Origin of the sequence: Prosthecobacter debontii (assembly GCF_900167535.1) — a bacterium.
Lineage (GTDB): Bacteria > Verrucomicrobiota > Verrucomicrobiia > Verrucomicrobiales > Verrucomicrobiaceae > Prosthecobacter > Prosthecobacter debontii.
Genome location: NZ_FUYE01000014.1, coordinates 94,333 through 110,382, shown reverse-complemented (window position 1 = coordinate 110,382; position 16,050 = coordinate 94,333). Strand labels below are relative to the sequence as shown.

Here is a 16,050-nt window from a genome sequence, read left to right as displayed (position 1 = left end):
ATGAGGCAGCCTTGCGGTGCAAGCATGTGTGACAAACTATCACTGGAACCTGCGCCACATCTCTCTAAAAAGCACGCCCCATGGCCCCAACCCCTCCGCACGTTTTTGAACAGCCAGCCCCCGCCTTCGATGTCTCCACCATCGAGACCCCCGCCTATGTCGTGGACCTGGGTTTGCTGAAGAAAAATCTGGAGAAACTGGCGGATGTGCAGGCCCGCTCCGGAGCCCGCATCCTGCTGGCGCTCAAGGGATTTTCCATGTTTTCCACCTTTGATCTGGTGCGTCAGTATCTCTATGGCTGCTGCGCCAGTGGCATTCACGAGGCGCTGTTGGGCCATGAGGAATTCCGCAAGGAACTGCATGTCTATGCTCCTGCTTTCAAAGAGGCGGAGATGAAAGAGCTGATCCCAATCGCTCACCATCTCAGTTTCAATTCCCCCGCGCAGTGGCAGCGCTTCCGTCCCATGCTGGAGGCCGCGCGCGCCGCTGGGCAGCATGTGCCGAGCCCGGGTATCCGAGTGAATCCTGAGCATAGCGAGGTGGAGTGGAGTCTGTATGATCCCTGCTCACCAAGCTGCCGCCTGGGCACCCGCTCCGTGGATGTCGAGGACCAGGATTTGAGTGGTCTCGAGGGCTTGCATTTTCATGCGCTCTGCGAGCAGGACTCCGACGTGCTGGAGCGCACTCTGGCCGCAGTCGAGAAGCGCTTTCCTAAACTGCTGGCTCAGGTCCAGTGGGTGAACATGGGCGGCGGGCACCACATCACCCGTCAGGGCTATGATGTGGAGCGCCTGGTGCGTGTCATCCGCAGCTTCAAAGAGCGCTGGGGTAAGGAAGTGTATCTGGAACCGGGTGAAGCCGTGGCCCTGAATACCGGCTACCTCATCGCGGAGGTGCAGGACATCGTGCCGACCGATATTCCCACTGCTATTCTGGATACCTCCGCCACGGCACACATGCCAGACACGCTGGAGATGCCGTATCGTCCGCACATCATCGGCACAGATCTCCCCGGTGTCCTGCCGCATACCTACCGCCTCGGGGGGCTCACCTGTTTGGCGGGAGATGTGATCAATGAATACAGTTTCCCTGAGCCTCTGAAGCTGGGGCAAAAGCTCGTCTTCACCGACATGGCGCACTACACCATGGTGAAAACCAGCACCTTCAACGGGGTGCCGCATCCCGACATTGATCTCTATGACCCCGCCACGGGAGAGGTGCGCGTCGTGCGTCGGTTCGGCTACGAGGACTTTAAGCGCAAGCTGTCGTAGGACAGGGGGCAGTATTCAGTTATCGGTATTCAGTGGGCAGTGATCGAACTGAATACCGAACACTGTTAACTGAACACTGACATCATCCCCAGTTTGGTGAGAACACCGCTCAGATCGTCGGGCAATGGAGCCTCCACGCGCAGGACCTGACCACTGGTCGGGTGCTTGAGCGTCAGGGTGCGCGCATGGAGAAAGAGCCGCTTGAGACCAAGGTCTTTCTTCATCTTGCGGTTGAGATCAAAGTGACCGTAAACATCATCGCCTAACAGATGATGCTGACGTGACGATGCCTGCACACGAATCTGGTGAGTCTTACCCGTGATGAGATCGATATTGAGCAGAGAAAGCCGCTCTCCGGGATGTTGAGCCAGCGTTTTGAAATCCAGCTCCGCATTGGGCGGTCGGCCTTTCAGCACCGTGGTGCGGACGCGGCCTTTTTCACGACTGGTGGTGAGGTGATCCTGCCAAGTGCCCTCGGTGCCCGGGTTGCCACGCACAAGCGTGAGATACTGCTTCCGCACGCCATCCGTCTCAAACAAAGCGCGGCATTTTTCCGCTGTTTTGGCATCCCGTGCCCCCAGCAGCACCCCGGAGGTATCTTGATCCAGGCGGTGGATCAGCCAAACTTTGCCACCAGGGCCCTCAAAGCATTTTTCCTCCAGGTCATAGCTCCCCTCAAAGGCCGCCAGCTCCGTGCTGCGGGCCTTGTTCGGATGCGAGAGCACCCCCGCCGGTTTATTGACGACGATGATGAAACGATCCTGATGCAGGATGGGGCATTGGGTGATTGGTGGGCCTTCCGTCGAGGGCATGGTTGAAAGTCTTGAAATGATGAGCGGAGCGTCAAGGCCTAGATTTTGCAGCCGAGCCTTCACCCAGTAAAAAGCGGCGAGCCATCGGGTTCAAACGAATGATTCCGATGGATGCCACGCAACAGGCACAGATCAGCAGTGCGATCACCATCTTTCCTGGCACACTGTAGGGAGGGAGGGGGTGTCCAGATTTCTGAGCGGCGAATTCAATGACTTCAATCCATGCGTGATGCATGAGATAGATGCCATAGGAGCAACTCAATAGAGTGAGCAAAGTTTTGGAGAGCGACTTTGAGGAGATCGCAGGCAGAGCCAAGGCAAAACTTGCTGCGGCGTAACCAGCCAAAGGCTTCATATACATCGAGTCCAGCCAGGGCTTTTCCGTGAGGGTGAGGAATAACAAAGCACCGCCAATCGCCGCACTTAGAACGCCCTTGAGCCATCTCCAATCGAGACGTTGGACTTTCCCAAGCAGGACAGCAGCTGCTACATAAAGGCAGCTCATTTCAACGGCATGATCGAAGCCAAAATAATGCCGGACAGAGCCCACGTAGGAAAACAAGAGTGAGGCTGCAATCAGGGTGCCTCCCAAGACATACTTCTGACCTGACAACTGACGTAAACCCAGGAGCAAGGCCTGACATGTCAGCAAGAGAGGGATGAAATACATCTGTACGGCACTCTCCCCGTAAAAGGCGGCTCCGATAAGATCAGCGTGGAGCGACTCGCCTTGAAAGGCGTGCTTGGCTCCGCGCATGCCCAGATAGGCAAGGGTCCAAAACAGGTAAGGAAGTAACAACCGATGCAGATGCAACTCATGCAGCTTGGACCATGAAAAGGAACCTGAGCGATTCTGCTTCCGATCAAAGTAAAACAGTCCGATGACGATGAAGAACGGAACGCAAAAAACGTTGAACGAACCCCCGAGCCATTCGGCATGAGGTTGGTTGGGAGCCAGATGAATGATAACGACCCCAAAGGCAAAAAAGAGCCTCCAAAGATCTAGGGTGACATTGCGCTGAGCATCCATCCGTTTTAGAAAAGGGGGGTGCGATAGCATCCTCTTTCTTCAAGAAATGGACCCCCGCATCTCATCCTCTAGATGCCTTTGCAGACGAGGCAAGGAGAAACCCTTGCGGAGACTCGTGGCGGTGAAAAGCGACGATTTAAAAGCCAGGAGCTGGCAGGGGACTGCAAACTCCTGGCGTGACTGGCATCAACCCAGATCAAAGAGCAAGCCCTCGGTTTCTCCGGACGAGGTCAGGGTCAAGGTGCCTGCATCCTCCGTGCTGAGGGCATCGCCTGGGTTCAGGGTCTGACCGTTGGCGGTGACTTGACCTCTGATGAGCTGGAACCACACCCCACGACCGGTTTTCACCTCGTGAGTGACTTGAGCCTCATCCTCCAAGCGCACACGATACACCTCAGCATCCTGGTGGATGACCGCGGAGTTTTCACGTCCGTCGGGGGAGATGACCAGCACCTTGGGTTCCTTCTCCAAAGCAGGATCAGGATGCCATTCGGTGTAGCTGGGCACGAGACTGCGAGCCTGGGGCTGGATCCAGATTTGCAGGAAATGGGCCGGGTCTGAGCGGGAGGGGTTGAACTCACTGTGCAGCACCCCTTTACCAGCGCTCATGAGCTGGATCTGTCCAGGTTTCAGCTCGCGGCCGTTGCCGAGGCTGTCCTTGTGGGCCAGGGAACCCTCCAGCACGTAGCTGAAGATTTCCATGTCCCGGTGCGGGTGTGTGGGGAAACCTCCACCGGGGGCAACTCGATCTTGATTGATCACTCGCAGACTGCGGAAGCCCATGTGAGCGGGATCATAGTAGTCGGCAAAGCTGAAGGTGTGGTGGCTGTCCAGCCAGCCGTGGTCGGCGTGGCCTCGTTCGTGGGATTTGCGAATTTGGGTTTTCATGACAGCGGCATCTTGCTCTGAATCGGGCGGCATGACCAATGCGGCGGTTTTAGCCTGAGACTACATCTTGGGTATGCTGGGGCGATCCGGTGGTTGGAAGGACGGACCGCTCCGCTCGGACTTGTAATCCCTGGTGGACATGCTTAGAAGAAGGCCGAATCTTCTCCCCCTCATGCCTTCTTTGGAGCTTCGCCCCTTGCGTTCATTCATCGCCGCTGCCGAGGATGGCAACATCAGCCGTGCGGCGGCGCGTCTGCATCTTACTCAGCCGGCGCTCAGTCGCCAGATCAAGGGTTTGGAGGATGAAATGGGCGTGCCTCTGCTGGAGCGTGGAGCCCACTCCTTCAGCCTCACTCCGGCGGGTGAGCTGCTGCTACGGGAAGGCAAGATCTTGATTGAGCGTGCCGATCTGTTGGAACAGCGTGTGCGTGCCACCGCCAAGGCCCAGACGATACGCATTGGCTACTCGCCGTCACTCACCGCCGGTATCCTATCTCCAGCCATGGAAGCCTTCACTCAAGTGCACCCAAAAGCGCGCGTGGAGCTTTTCGATCTCACCACGAATGAGATGGTGGATTCCCTGCAAAAAGGGTCTCTCGACATTGCCTTGACCGTGCCGCCCCTGAAGGACATCCCCGATATCACCTGGACCACTGTGCAGCAGCAATCCTGGCGGGTCGCGATGTCGCGGCAGCATCCATTGTTAGGTAAAAAGGTACTGGAGCCTCAAGATCTCAATGAGCAACGGCTCGTGGTCTATAGCCAGAAGGAGTATCCCGATTACTGGGCTGCCATCGGCGGCTGGTTCCGCCAGCAAAAGATCAATGCTCGCATTGCCAGTGAATGTGATGGCATCACCAGTCTCATCTCCGCGGTGGATGCGGGCTTGGGCATCGCCCTCGTGGTGGAGCATACGGCCTGCCTCATTCCCGAGCGAGTGGTTTTGAAAACGCTGAAACCTCAGCCCGAGCCGGTGAGCATTGCGGCTGGAATGCTCGATCGTCTGAAGCATGACAAAGTCCTGGCGGTCTTTGTCGAGGAGTTGAAACGCGCAGGGACGATGGATCTGCACCTGCGACACACCAAAGGATAGCCCTAGCATGCCAGTGCTGGAAGCCATTTACATCGCTCCGGCGCGGGGGCAGCCCATGCAGCGGGTGGAAAGGGTGGTGGCTATGGCTGGGCAAGGACTGGTCGGGGATCGCTATGCCGCAGGGCTGGGATATTACTCGGGTCGCTATGACTGCGAGGTGACTTTGATCGAAGCCGAGGTTCTCGAATCCGTAGCTGGCGAGGATCATTTGCCAGTGTTAGAGGGCCAACATCGAAGGAATTTGGTAACGCGTGGTTTGGACCTCCGCTCTCTCCAAGGCCAGCGCCTCAAGATTGGAGAAGTGCTGCTGGAATACCATCGTCCCCGGCCCCCCTGTGACTACCTCCAGCGGATCACCCAGCCCGGCATGACCAAGGCCCTCGGGCGTGGTGCGGGGATTGGCATGCGAGTGATCTGTGGTGGATTACTGAGAGAAGGGATGGTGATCAATGTGGAGGAAACTGCCTCTTTCACACGGTGGTTACCTTGATCGCCTTGGTGCCATGGATGACATGCGATGGCGGGTATTAAAACCTTTGCTAAGATTAAATTTGGCATGCCGATCTGACTGGCAGATGATGGTTGTGGAAGCTGTCGTTTGAACGGAAAGATACCCCACCAAAGGGCAGATGTCGGTTCGAGTCCGGCCGGCTTCTGGCCGTGGTCCAAAGGAAAGACACCTGTTTGCCAAGCAGGGGATGTGGGTTCGAGTCCCACCGGCCTTTTTATTCTTTTGATGGCTCATGAGCAGTTCCAAAACCTTCAGCCAAGCCGAGTGGGATACCTGCATCAAAGTATTGCAGGTGTTGTCGCGTGACCCGGATGCTGCATTGGACGTCATGACCCTCAAAGGGTTGGTGACCAAGCTGTCTCGGGATGCCAAAAAGCGGCAACGAAATGAAGCGGCTACTCAGGACCGGCAGTTAATCTCCCAAACCCGCCTCTGGCAGGCCAATGCGGAGGCTAATCATCCGGTGCTTCCTATGGCGACATCATCTGTGGCAGATCAGGCATCGAATAGCGTGGGTAGGCTGCATGCACCCCGGGCGTGTTATGTCTGTAAAGGGCCTTTCAGCCAGGTTCATCATCACTATCATATGCTGTGTCCGCCTTGTGCGGAGATCAACGAGGCTCGGAGATCGGCGCGTGTGGATCTGTCAGGCCGCACGGCCTTGATCACTGGAGGTCGGATTAAAATCGGTTGGCAGCTTGCTCTTCGGCTGTTGCGTGATGGTGCTCGGGTCATCGTCACCACGCGTTTTCCTCATGATGCAGCACTGCGGTTTGCCAAAGAGATGGATTGTCAGGACTGGCGAGACAGGCTGGTGATCCATGGACTGGATTTTAGGAATGTGACGGGGCTGGAGAACTTCATCCGTCATTTGTTGGAGACAGAGTCTGCGCTCGATATCTTGATCAACAATGCGGCGCAGACCATTCGTCGGTCACCGGCTTTTTATGAGCACTTACGGGAAACGGAGTTGGTGCCCTTACCCGCGCATGTGCCTACTTGGGTAAGTTCGGGATTCGGCCAACTGGCTGCGCCTGCTTCAGAAACCTTGGCCGCTATGCCCCAAGATGCATTGCCTTGGCTGCCCGCGAAAATGCTGGATGCAGATGGTCAGCAGGTGGACCTCACTCCAACGAATAGCTGGACGGCGCGTGCCGGAGATGTCTCGACGGCAGAATTGCTGGAGGTGCTGCTGGTCAGTCAGAGTGCGCCCTTCTTGTTGGCCAGCCGATTGCGTCCGCTGATGCAGCGCAGCTCTTTTTCGCCCCGGTTTGTGGTGAATGTCTCTGCCATGGAGGGGCAGTTTAATCGTCCGAGTAAGACTGCCTCGCATCCTCATACCAACATGGCTAAAGCGGCGCTGAATATGTTTACTCGGACGAGTGCACAAGACTTTGCCACTGATGCCATTTGGATGAACAGTGTGGATACGGGGTGGGTCACTGATGAGAATCCGTTTCCCAAAAAGACACGCATTCTCAGCGAGCAGCATTTCATTCCGCCTCTGGATGCGGAGGATGGTATGGCACGAGTTTATGATCCGATCATTCGCGGGACCACTCAGCCTGATGTGCCGTGTTGGGGAAACTTTTTCAAAGACTATCAGCCCTATCCTTGGTGATCTGTTTGTTCTTGCGCTTTGTCTGTCATGTCTGCAGCTCCGTCACCCTTGCATTGTCCGCATCCTCAACCTCTTGCCACGCCGCCTTATGGTGTCGATGAACTGCAGCCGCTGCTGGGGTTTCTGCGGGAGCAAAAGCCAGTGGATGAACGCATCACCTTCCCTCGCGGCACCGTGCAGCCGGATGGTCGGCTGGACATGTGCAAACAGAATCTGGGCGTGGTCGGTTGTCATGAACTGACACAGGCCTTGCGGGGGCATCCGCACCTCCGTAGCCTCATGCTGGGCACGGATGCCATTGGGGATCAAGGTGCCAGGGCGGTGGCGGTTTTGATGCCAACAACCCCGAACCTGCACACCGTTTATCTGGGGTGCAATGCCATTGGTTCTGAAGGTGTCAGCCATCTCGCCGCTGCTGTGATCGAGAGCCCGCAGGTGCAGTCCCTCTGGATGAAACGCAACCCCATCGGGCCTCTAGGGATCAGGCGCTTGGCGGACATGCTGAAGGATGCACCTCATCTGCGGACGCTGGATCTCGTCCATACGCAGATGGACTTGGACTCCTTGGAATACCTGATGGAGGCTTTGGTGGCTTCTCCTGGTGTTGAGCGTCTTTATCTGGGCGGGAATGTCTTGGACTCACGAGCTGTCTTGAGCTTGAAGCGCCTGTTGGAAAGGCCCGGCAAACTCATCGGCCTTTATCTCAATGTGAACAGACTAGAGGATGCTGGTTTAGAGGTGCTCGCCGAAGGGCTTCTGCACAATACGACGCTGCGCGAGTGCGGCCTCGGCAGCAATGGCTTGAGCCCGGTGGCTGGTGATATCTTGGCTCCGGTGCTGCGATCTCATCCGACTCTGGAGCGTTTAGAACTGGGGCGCAGCTCGAGCACCAAGGTTTTGGGAGCTTCGCCCAATGCTCTTGGGGATGGTGGTGTGAGATCACTCGCCGAGGCCTTGCCGTCGGCTTCTGTGCTCCGTCATCTGGAACTCGATGGCAATGGCATCACGAGCCAGGGGCAGGCGGCACTGGCTGAGGTGATCCCCCAGAGCCGCCTCGTCAGTCTGAAAATCGAATTTCCTTCTCCGGCTTTGCTGAAAGCCTTGGCAGATAACCTCGCTCAATATGGTAGCCCAATCATGCCCGAAGAACTGGCGATGATTCGAAGCGTGTATCGTTAGAGGTGGCAGCTAAACGCTCTGTTGTGGTTTGACGACGGCTGTCCCTCACTCAGCTTCCTTCATCTCTTTCAGCATCTCCAGCAACTGATCGGTGAGGAGGGTGGCGGCATCTTCCTGAACGCGGTTGGTGCCTAACCAGGTTTCATATCCGCCGAGGGCATGCTGTTCTTGAGTGGGGAGGTAACCGTGCCTTCCATTGGCTAGGCCGATGACCATGGTTTGGGCAAAGGGGCTGCGCTTTTTGAGATCGAGGCCGATTTCGACGAAGGTCTCAAAGGGGATGCCGCAGATGGCGTAGTCGCCGATGCGAATGGCCTGTACGATGACGGTGACGGTTTCTTCGGGATTCTCCGCCGCGTTGACGATGTTACGCGCATAGTTCTGGGCCAAACGAGGCAGTTGCTCGATCGCGTTTTTGTCTTTAACCGCGAGTACAGCCTGGGCTTCGGCCACCTGTTGGGCGGTAGGTTTCCGATACTTCAGGGTGACGGATCGCTGGCGCATATCCAGCGTCAGGCCTGGGGTGTGTTTGCCGATCTTTTGATGGGCTAGCCAGGCGGTGTCGGCGGCTTTCTGAGCGACGATGCGGATTTGCTCGAAGGGCTCGCGCGGAGGCCGCACGACGCCGAAGGGGATGTTGTTGATATCGCCGGAGGTGCCGTTGGACATCATGGCGACAAAACCCTCGCCACCGCGGACACGGGCGGGCATGAGCCGAGCAAATTCACCGAAGTAATCGGCGGACATTTCACCCGCAGGTGCTCCACCGACATAGTGCAGGGAGTAGTTGGCAAAAAGGGCGAGCGGTTTCCGCTTGGCGTCTTGAATGGAGAGGATGGTGATGTCGGGATCCGTGGGGCCTGCGGGACGTTCGATGACTTCAGGGCTGGTGCCGGGATTGGTTTTCACCTTGTCTAGGCGCCCAAAGGGATTCAGCGGCATTTTGCCCTCTTTGACATACCAGCGGCGGTTGAAGACCTCCTCGGGCAGGGGATGGGCGGCCATGCCTACCTGAGCAGGCTGTCGTGCCGCGTGAGCTTGGATGATGGCTTCGGAGGCACCGTGAACGAACTTTTGATAATAGCGTGAAGCCATCTCGCTGCGGGTATTCAGGGAGGGGCCGCTGTGGGTATGGGTGGAGCTGATCAGCATCTTCTCCACGGGGATGCCGGTCTTCGCCGAGGCTGCGGCTTTGACTTCATCCAGCACATCGGGACCCGCACCCAGATTATCCACCACCATCAAGGCGAGTTGAGTTCGGCCATCGCTCAAGACCAAGGCGCGAGCATGAAAGGGATCGTGGGCTTTTTGGGCCATGTTCGCATTGAATCCCCCCGGCATGTTCATGGGAAACTCCTCGGGGGTGATGTCCACCGCCGCCGCACCGGCTTCCAGCACGGGTTTCTCGGCGGAATAGCAGAGGGGCGATAGGGCAAAAGCCAGGAGACTGCACCAAAGGAGATGTTTCATCGAGGTGGTTGGTTGACGGTGGGTTGGGCCAGTGACGCGTTTCACTGCGCAGCGGGCGTCATCAGAAAGGCCAGCAGATCCCGCAGCTCGGCATCGGTGAGCGAAGCGACAAGGCCCGGGGGCATGAGGGAGGTTTTGAGCTCGGTGCGACTGAGGATCTCATGCTTCTTAAAGGTGCGTTCTTTGCCCGTGATATCGCGATACACTTCCGTATCTGAGGAGCGTAGGAGGATGCCGATGAAGTCGGAGCCATCGGCCAGCTTGAGCTGGATGGGATAAAACTGCGGAGCCACTTCTCGCTGAGGTTCTAAGATGCTGCGCAGGATGGCGGTGCGATCTCCCTGGGCGGCGACGAAGGTTAAGTCCGGGCCGACGATATTCCCCCGGCCCGTGTGGCGATGGCAGCTCGCACAGAGGCCGATCTTGGGATGGAAAAACAGTCGGCGTCCGGCCTCCACATCCGCCTGACCTGGGAGTGAGTCCAACAAGCGCAGCCACGCGGTGGTGTCGCTGAAAGGGGGGCGCAGGGGATTCAGCGCGAAGAGTTTGTCATGCGTGGTGAAACGCAGCGCACGCTGGGCCTCCTGCTGGATGGCGGGCTCTTGATCTCCGGCCAGCTTCACCACGAGGTCCAGGTCTTCGGGCCTTGGGGAGATGGAGAGCGCGGCAATGGCGGTGAGCCGTGGGGGCAGAGAGAGAGCAGGGTTCGCGGCGATCTCGGCCAACACGGCATAGGCCTCGGGCGCGTTGCGGCCCGCGAGGCACTGCGCCACCTCGGCGGTGAGGCGGGGTTGGTTCAGAGCCAGGAGTTCCTTGAGCAAAGAGATGGTTAGGCTCTTGTGCGTGGGAGGCAGCAGACGCAGGGCGTAGGAGCGGATGAGCGGTGGTGAGGCGGTGTCTTGCACTCGGGCCGCGAGGACATCGGGACTGGTCACACCTGCCTCGGGTTCACCACGCAGGGTGTTCCAGGTGGCGAGGGCGGCTTCAAAGAGGCGGTAACTCAGATCCGGCTTCGTCAGCAGGTGCTCCACATCGGGGGCAAAGCTCTTCATGTCCGCATCGGAGATCCAGCGCAGGCATTCAAACTGAACCTCAGGGTTTGTGCTACCTAACAAGGACCGTGCCCATTTTTCATCGTTGAAGTCGGCTTGGCGGAGCGCCACCACGGCCCACGGTTGATCCTCGGCGGGCATGGCTTGCACACTCTCGGGGGTCCAGTCTTTGCTGCTGCGGGCTAGGGCGGTGAGGGCGGCATCGCGGATGTAGGGGTCGCTGCCTTTCGCCCAGCCCATGAGCTGTGCGAGCTCGGGCGTCTCTTCGCCAGAGCGGAGCTTTTGTGCCAGGGCAGTGGCTTCATTGTGGGGATCGGTCAGCGGTTTGATCCAGGTGGCAAGTTTTGGGTCCACCTCCAGCTTCCAAAGTCGTCCTCGGCCATGGATGGGATAGGAGCTGAAGACCCAATCCGTGAGATACAGCGTGCCATCGGGACCGCGCGCCATGCCGACCGGGCGGAAGAAATCGCTGCCATGCAGAAGCTCGATCCGCTCGGCCCGATAACCCGCGCCCTGGCGGGTGAGGGGGAAGTAATCCAGGCGATGATCGCTCCAGGAGGGGATCAGCACGCCGCCACCGAGATCCAGGATGGAACAAGGGCCTTCACCGCAAGGATGCACCATCCCGAGTGTCCCCCGCAGTTCACCGTTCCAGGCCACAAAGGGGTGCACTGCGGCATTGCCATAGGTGCGCTGGTAACCGTAGTCGGCCCCTTCCACGATGTGCAGGAGACGACAGGGAGGACGGCTACCGGGATCATTCTCGGCGGCAAAGATTTCCCCCGCTTTGGTCACTCGCAGGCCAAAGGGATTCCAAAAGCCACGGGCAATGCGACGCAGTCCCTTTCCATCAGCGGCGCAGCGGAAGATTCCGCCCTCGCCACGGCCCGTGAGGCGGGTGCCATCCTGGCCGATCAGGGTCCATTCTTTGGCAAAGTTTTCTCCCAGCGAAAAGACCAAACCACCATCGGGATGCCAGGCCATGCCGCTGAGGCCGTTGTGCGGGTAATCCTCCACCGTCTCTAGGCGGGCCAGTGTCTCCTCCACATCGCCCATGCCGTCGCCATCGCTGTCCTTCACTCGCAGGATGCGGGAGCGCTCGGCCAGATACAGCCAGCCATCGGGGCCGTGCAGCAGATTCATCGTCGCCTCGGTGCGGTTGTAAAAGACGCGCCGGTTCTTGCCCTCGGCATCGAAGATGAGGATCTCATCCTTGGCGGGGCCGGGGTAGTTGGCGGGGCGGAAGTGGGTGTGGCAGGCGATCAACCAGATTTGGTCCTTGGCATCCACATCGATGCCAGTGGGGGTCACCAAGTCAGGATGCTCCGCCAGCAGCGTCATTTTCACCCCGGGCTGGAGGATCTCGATGGCCGGAGCAATCTCCGCTGGCACCTCCGGCATTGTCGGCGGGCCTGTGCGCGCGGCAAAGGCGGAGGGCGCGGTCAGCAAGAGAGAAAGCAGAGGCAGCAGACGCAAACGAAACATGCTTAGATAAACGCCCGCAAAGCGCATCTCTCCACAAAGAAATGTCATTCCAGCGAAAGCATCACAAAAACACCAGCGGGCGTTGGTGATGATGTTGAAAAGAAGCCGCTTCAGACCGTTCTATCCTGCCATGCTATCTCGTGCACTTGCTCTGACTTTCCTCGGCTTCAGTCTCGCTTCTCTTCAGGCGGCGGAGCCGGAGGTTCGTATCGAAAAGAACATCCCCTACCTGCCTGCGGATCGGAAAGAAAAGGCCGATCTCTATCTTCCTCCCACGAATGAGCAGAAGCATCCCGGCGTGGTGATCATCCATGGCGGGGGCTGGACCAGTGGCATCAAGGATGCGGCGCGTGAGATCAATATCGGCACCACCCTGGCCTCTCACGGGTATGTCTGCATGAGCATCGACTACCTGCTGCACGACTCCAAGAGTGAGCAACCCTGCTGGCCGCAGAATCTGCATGACTGCAAGACGGCCGTGCGCTGGCTGCGAGCCAATGCCGAGCGCCTGCATCTGGACCCGGATCACATCGGTGTCATCGGCGGCTCCGCTGGCGGGCACCTGGCCAGCATGGTGGGCGTGACCCAGGCTAAGGATGGCCTCGATCCCGCAGGGCCTTATGGCGAGTTCTCCTGTGCGGTGAACTGCGTGGTGGATATGTATGGCCCGGTGGATGTCGCCGCATGGAAAGACGTCTCCGCCCTGCGCACGACCCGCGCGGCCAATCCAGCCCTCTACAAGCAGTTTACCGTGTCCACCTATCTGGATAAGAACGATCCACCTTTCCTCATCCTCCATGGCACCGCCGATAAAACGGTGGATGTGAGCCAATCCGTGGCATTTGATAAGGTGCTGACGGAGCACGGCATCGAGCATCACCTGGAGATCATCCCCGATGCGCCTCACACCTTTCATCTCCAGCCGAAACAGAAGGACCTACGCCCGCTCGTGCTGGCCTTTTTTGACAAGCATCTGAAGCCTGCGGCAAAGTGACCGCTTGCAGGTCCGGCGCTTCACGTTCAGAAAAGAGGCATGTCAGACCTTACCGATCGTCTTCAAGAGATTCGTCACCGCATTGCGGAGGCCGCGCAACGCTCAGGCCGCGTCGCCGATGCCGTGGATCTGCTGGCGGTTTCGAAAACCTATCCTGTCGAAGTCATCCAGGAGGCCGTCGAGGCAGGGCAGGTGATGTTTGGCGAGAACCGTGTGCAGGAGATCTTGCTCAAGCAGCCGCAACTGCCCGGACGTCTCCAGTGGCATCTCATCGGGCCTTTGCAGTCCAATAAAGTGCGCAAGGTGCTGCCTCTGGTGCAGATGATTCACGCCGTGGATAGCGTCTCGATCGCTCAGGACATCAATCGCATCGCGGGTGAGCTGGGCTTGCACCCCAAAGTGCTGCTGGAGATCAATCTGGCGGCGGAGTCTTCGAAGCACGGTTTCACACCTCAAGTGATCCGTGAGCAACTGGAGACCCTGTATGGTCTGGATCGCCTGTATATCCAGGGAGTCATGTGCATCCCGCCCTTTGATCCCGTGGCGGAAAAGACCCGCAAGTATTTCACTCAACTCCGGCAGATCCGGGATGAGCTGGAAAAGCTCGGTGGAGCCCCGCTCCCGGTGCTCTCCATGGGCATGAGCCATGACTTTGACGTGGCCATTGAAGAAGGGGCCACCATCGTCCGCGTCGGCAGCGCCATCTTTGGTTCGCGTGCGGCCAAGGCGTGAGGGAGGAAGCCAAAACGTGGGCTGGATGTGTTTGGCGCAAACAAGCTGGGTTGCCTGATTCCATTTACCTTCGCCAAACGATCCGGCTGTTTGGGGAAGGTTGTTAGCGCTAGACCATGCGCGCGTTCAAAGAAGCCGGATCGTTCGGCGACGAACCCACAACTGACAGCCAACTTGGATACGCCGAACACATCCGGCCTTGTATGTTGAGGGCAAGAGCCTCACCCTAAAATCGCCTCGGTCATGCGCAGGGCTTGAGCGTTGGGCTTCACATCATGCACTCGAAAGATGCGGGCACCGAGTTCGCGGGTGTGGGAGGTGAGCGCGACCGTGGGCCAATCTCGGTCTTCCACGGCTTCGCTTTCCAGCAGTTGTTTGATCATGCTCTTGCGTGACACGCCCACCAGCACGGGGCGTTCTTGGACGGTCAACTTTGGCAGGGCCTGCATGAGCGTGGCATTGTGCTCCAGAGTTTTACCAAAGCCGAAGCCGGGGTCGAGGACGATGCGCTGGGGCGCGATGCCTTGCTCCTCCAGCACGCGTAGGCGCTCTTCAAAATAGGCACACACCTCAGCGACGACATCGGCATACTGCGGCTGCTGCTGCATGGTGCGTGGGGTGCCGATCATGTGCATGACCACGAGGCCCGCATCGGTCTCAGCGGCCACTCGCGACATCATGGGATCTCCCCGCAGGCCGGTGACGTCGTTGATGATATCGGCCCCGGCATCCAGCGCGGCACGGGCGACGCTGGCCTTCATGGTATCAATCGAAATGAGCGCCTGGGTTTGTGACCTCACGGCATGGATCACGGGCAGTACGCGTTTGAGTTCATCCGCTTCGGAGACGGGCTCGGCTCCTGGGCGGGTGGACTCGCCCCCGATGTCGAGAATGTCAGCCCCCTCTGTTGCGAGCTCCAGGGCATGTTCCACTGCCCGGCCAGTATCGTGATAACGTCCGCCATCGGAAAAAGAATCCGGCGTGACATTGACGATGCCCATGACCAGGCCGCGCTGGGTGAGGTCATGCTCCTTGCCGTGGATGCGCCAGATGAATTTCATGAGTCGGCAGTTCAGACGAGATGCCGCCGAATCACAAGACGCTTTTCAGCAGCCGTGTCAGATTTGCCCCGGCGCTCTGGCCCACACTCACCACCTCGGCGTGGTGCAGCGTCTGGTCCTTGAGCCCTGCCGCCCAGTTGGTCAGCATGGAGATTCCGGCCACCCGCATGCCCAGAGCCCGTGCCTGGATCACCTCCGGCACGGTAGACATGCCCACCGCATCCGCTCCCAGCGTGCGCATCATGCGGATCTCCGCCGGAGTTTCATACTGCGGGCCGAGCGTGGCCGCATACACCCCCTGATGCAGTGTGAGATCGAGCTGGGTGGCGGCTTGCAGAAAGGCCTCGCGCCAAGCTGGATCATACACTGCGCTCATGTCATGAAAGTTCGGTCCGCCTAACAAAGGGGAGGTGCCGAGGAGATTCAGATGATCCGTGATCAGCATCAGATCCCCCACACCAAACCCGGCATTGATCGCCCCCGCGGCATTGGTGAGGATGAGCTCCTTCACTCCGAGTGAATGCAGAAAGCGGATGCCCGCCGTGACTTCATAAGCGCTGAGACCTTCATACAAATGCCGTCGCCCCTGCGCCACCACCACAGGCCGGTTTTTGACTTGCGTCAGCACAAATCGCCCCGCATGACCCGGCACGGTGGAGGCGGTCAAACCCGGCACCTCCGCATAAGACAATTCCGCTTCAATACCCAAGGACTCAGCCACTTCCCCCAAGCCAGAGCCGAGCACGATGGCAACTTCAGGACGGGCATTTTCAAAGGCGGTCAAAGACATGGCCGGATCAATGCCCCTAGCGTTTGGGAATGCAATCGTGTCTTGGGTTTCGTGCACAAGA

General features: G+C 58.5%; 14 protein-coding genes and 1 tRNA gene. 8 read left to right on the top strand and 7 right to left on the bottom strand.

The window, feature by feature from the left end:
- Positions 1-80: 80 nt before the first annotated feature.
- The gene (gene nspC / locus B5D61_RS18495) at positions 81-1,271 is read left to right on the top strand and encodes a carboxynorspermidine decarboxylase (protein WP_078814912.1); all 1,191 of its coding nucleotides are present in this window, start codon (positions 81-83) and stop codon (positions 1,269-1,271) included.
- A gap of 65 nt (positions 1,272-1,336) precedes the next feature.
- On the opposite strand, the gene B5D61_RS18490 is transcribed toward nspC, so the two are convergent.
- The 3 genes from B5D61_RS18490 to B5D61_RS18480 form a co-directional block, all read right to left on the bottom strand.
- On the bottom strand, positions 1,337-2,083 hold the full coding sequence (locus B5D61_RS18490) for an RluA family pseudouridine synthase (protein WP_078814911.1): 747 nt from the start codon (positions 2,081-2,083) through the stop codon (positions 1,337-1,339).
- Between the two features lie 31 nt (positions 2,084-2,114).
- A complete protein-coding gene (locus B5D61_RS18485) occupies positions 2,115-3,113 on the bottom strand; it encodes an acyltransferase family protein (protein WP_176159521.1) in 999 nt (332 codons plus the stop codon).
- A 186-nt stretch (positions 3,114-3,299) separates the two neighbouring features.
- Complete coding sequence (locus B5D61_RS18480) at positions 3,300-4,001, bottom strand: pirin family protein (RefSeq protein WP_078814959.1); 702 nt, start codon at positions 3,999-4,001, stop codon at positions 3,300-3,302.
- Positions 4,002-4,173: 172 nt separating this feature from the next.
- Here B5D61_RS18480 and B5D61_RS18475 point away from each other — a divergent pair, with 172 nt between their 5' ends.
- From B5D61_RS18475 to B5D61_RS18455, 5 genes are all read left to right on the top strand, one after another.
- On the top strand, positions 4,174-5,094 hold the full coding sequence (locus tag B5D61_RS18475; protein ID WP_176159520.1) for a LysR family transcriptional regulator: 921 nt from the start codon (positions 4,174-4,176) through the stop codon (positions 5,092-5,094).
- A 7-nt stretch (positions 5,095-5,101) separates the two neighbouring features.
- Positions 5,102-5,584 (top strand): MOSC domain-containing protein, encoded by a 483-nt coding sequence (locus tag B5D61_RS18470; protein WP_078814908.1) that lies wholly within the window; start codon positions 5,102-5,104, stop codon positions 5,582-5,584.
- A 97-nt stretch (positions 5,585-5,681) separates the two neighbouring features.
- Positions 5,682-5,750 (top strand) — tRNA-Trp (locus B5D61_RS26430).
- An 87-nt stretch (positions 5,751-5,837) separates the two neighbouring features.
- Complete coding sequence (locus tag B5D61_RS18460) at positions 5,838-7,226, top strand: SDR family NAD(P)-dependent oxidoreductase (RefSeq protein ID WP_078814907.1); 1,389 nt, start codon at positions 5,838-5,840, stop codon at positions 7,224-7,226.
- A 27-nt stretch (positions 7,227-7,253) separates the two neighbouring features.
- A complete protein-coding gene (locus B5D61_RS18455; protein ID WP_078814906.1) occupies positions 7,254-8,405 on the top strand; it encodes a leucine-rich repeat domain-containing protein in 1,152 nt (383 codons plus the stop codon).
- Between the two features lie 45 nt (positions 8,406-8,450).
- Here the strand turns inward: B5D61_RS18455 and B5D61_RS18450 are convergent, their stop codons facing one another.
- Entirely contained in the window at positions 8,451-9,875 is a 1,425-nt protein-coding gene (locus tag B5D61_RS18450; protein WP_078814905.1) for a neutral/alkaline non-lysosomal ceramidase N-terminal domain-containing protein, read from the bottom strand.
- Positions 9,876-9,916: 41 nt separating this feature from the next.
- Complete coding sequence (locus B5D61_RS18445) at positions 9,917-12,412, bottom strand: PVC-type heme-binding CxxCH protein (protein WP_176159519.1); 2,496 nt, start codon at positions 12,410-12,412, stop codon at positions 9,917-9,919.
- A 130-nt stretch (positions 12,413-12,542) separates the two neighbouring features.
- On the opposite strand from B5D61_RS18445, the gene B5D61_RS18440 reads away from it, so the two are divergent.
- Positions 12,543-13,406 (top strand): alpha/beta hydrolase, encoded by an 864-nt coding sequence (locus B5D61_RS18440; RefSeq protein WP_078814903.1) that lies wholly within the window; start codon positions 12,543-12,545, stop codon positions 13,404-13,406.
- Between the two features lie 39 nt (positions 13,407-13,445).
- The gene (locus B5D61_RS18435; RefSeq protein ID WP_078814902.1) at positions 13,446-14,138 is read left to right on the top strand and encodes a YggS family pyridoxal phosphate-dependent enzyme; all 693 of its coding nucleotides are present in this window, start codon (positions 13,446-13,448) and stop codon (positions 14,136-14,138) included.
- Positions 14,139-14,359: 221 nt separating this feature from the next.
- Here the strand turns inward: B5D61_RS18435 and folP are convergent, their stop codons facing one another.
- Positions 14,360-15,199 (bottom strand): dihydropteroate synthase, encoded by an 840-nt coding sequence (gene folP / locus B5D61_RS18430; protein WP_078814901.1) that lies wholly within the window; start codon positions 15,197-15,199, stop codon positions 14,360-14,362.
- Positions 15,200-15,230: 31 nt separating this feature from the next.
- On the bottom strand, positions 15,231-15,989 hold the full coding sequence (locus tag B5D61_RS18425) for a purine-nucleoside phosphorylase (protein ID WP_078814900.1): 759 nt from the start codon (positions 15,987-15,989) through the stop codon (positions 15,231-15,233).
- Positions 15,990-16,050 lie beyond the last annotated feature (61 nt).

What these genes read in the sequence shown, in the direction of transcription:
- B5D61_RS18450 (WP_078814905.1), bottom strand. Translation starts at nt 9,875, where the DNA reads ATGAAACATCTCCTTTGGTGCAGTCTCCTGGCTTTTGCCCTATCGCCC.
- B5D61_RS18425 (WP_078814900.1), bottom strand. Translation starts at nt 15,989, where the DNA reads ATGTCTTTGACCGCCTTTGAAAATGCCCGTCCTGAAGTTGCCATCGTG.
- B5D61_RS18460 (WP_078814907.1), top strand. Translation starts at nt 5,838, where the DNA reads ATGAGCAGTTCCAAAACCTTCAGCCAAGCCGAGTGGGATACCTGCATC.
- B5D61_RS18485 (WP_176159521.1), bottom strand. Translation starts at nt 3,113, where the DNA reads ATGGATGCTCAGCGCAATGTCACCCTAGATCTTTGGAGGCTCTTTTTT.
- B5D61_RS18480 (WP_078814959.1), bottom strand. Translation starts at nt 4,001, where the DNA reads ATGAAAACCCAAATTCGCAAATCCCACGAACGAGGCCACGCCGACCAC.
- B5D61_RS18455 (WP_078814906.1), top strand. Translation starts at nt 7,254, where the DNA reads ATGTCTGCAGCTCCGTCACCCTTGCATTGTCCGCATCCTCAACCTCTT.
- B5D61_RS18490 (WP_078814911.1), bottom strand. Translation starts at nt 2,083, where the DNA reads ATGCCCTCGACGGAAGGCCCACCAATCACCCAATGCCCCATCCTGCAT.
- B5D61_RS18445 (WP_176159519.1), bottom strand. Translation starts at nt 12,412, where the DNA reads ATGTTTCGTTTGCGTCTGCTGCCTCTGCTTTCTCTCTTGCTGACCGCG.
- folP (WP_078814901.1), bottom strand. Translation starts at nt 15,199, where the DNA reads ATGAAATTCATCTGGCGCATCCACGGCAAGGAGCATGACCTCACCCAG.
- B5D61_RS18435 (WP_078814902.1), top strand. Translation starts at nt 13,446, where the DNA reads ATGTCAGACCTTACCGATCGTCTTCAAGAGATTCGTCACCGCATTGCG.
- B5D61_RS18475 (WP_176159520.1), top strand. Translation starts at nt 4,174, where the DNA reads ATGCCTTCTTTGGAGCTTCGCCCCTTGCGTTCATTCATCGCCGCTGCC.
- B5D61_RS18440 (WP_078814903.1), top strand. Translation starts at nt 12,543, where the DNA reads ATGCTATCTCGTGCACTTGCTCTGACTTTCCTCGGCTTCAGTCTCGCT.
- nspC (WP_078814912.1), top strand. Translation starts at nt 81, where the DNA reads ATGGCCCCAACCCCTCCGCACGTTTTTGAACAGCCAGCCCCCGCCTTC.
- B5D61_RS18470 (WP_078814908.1), top strand. Translation starts at nt 5,102, where the DNA reads ATGCCAGTGCTGGAAGCCATTTACATCGCTCCGGCGCGGGGGCAGCCC.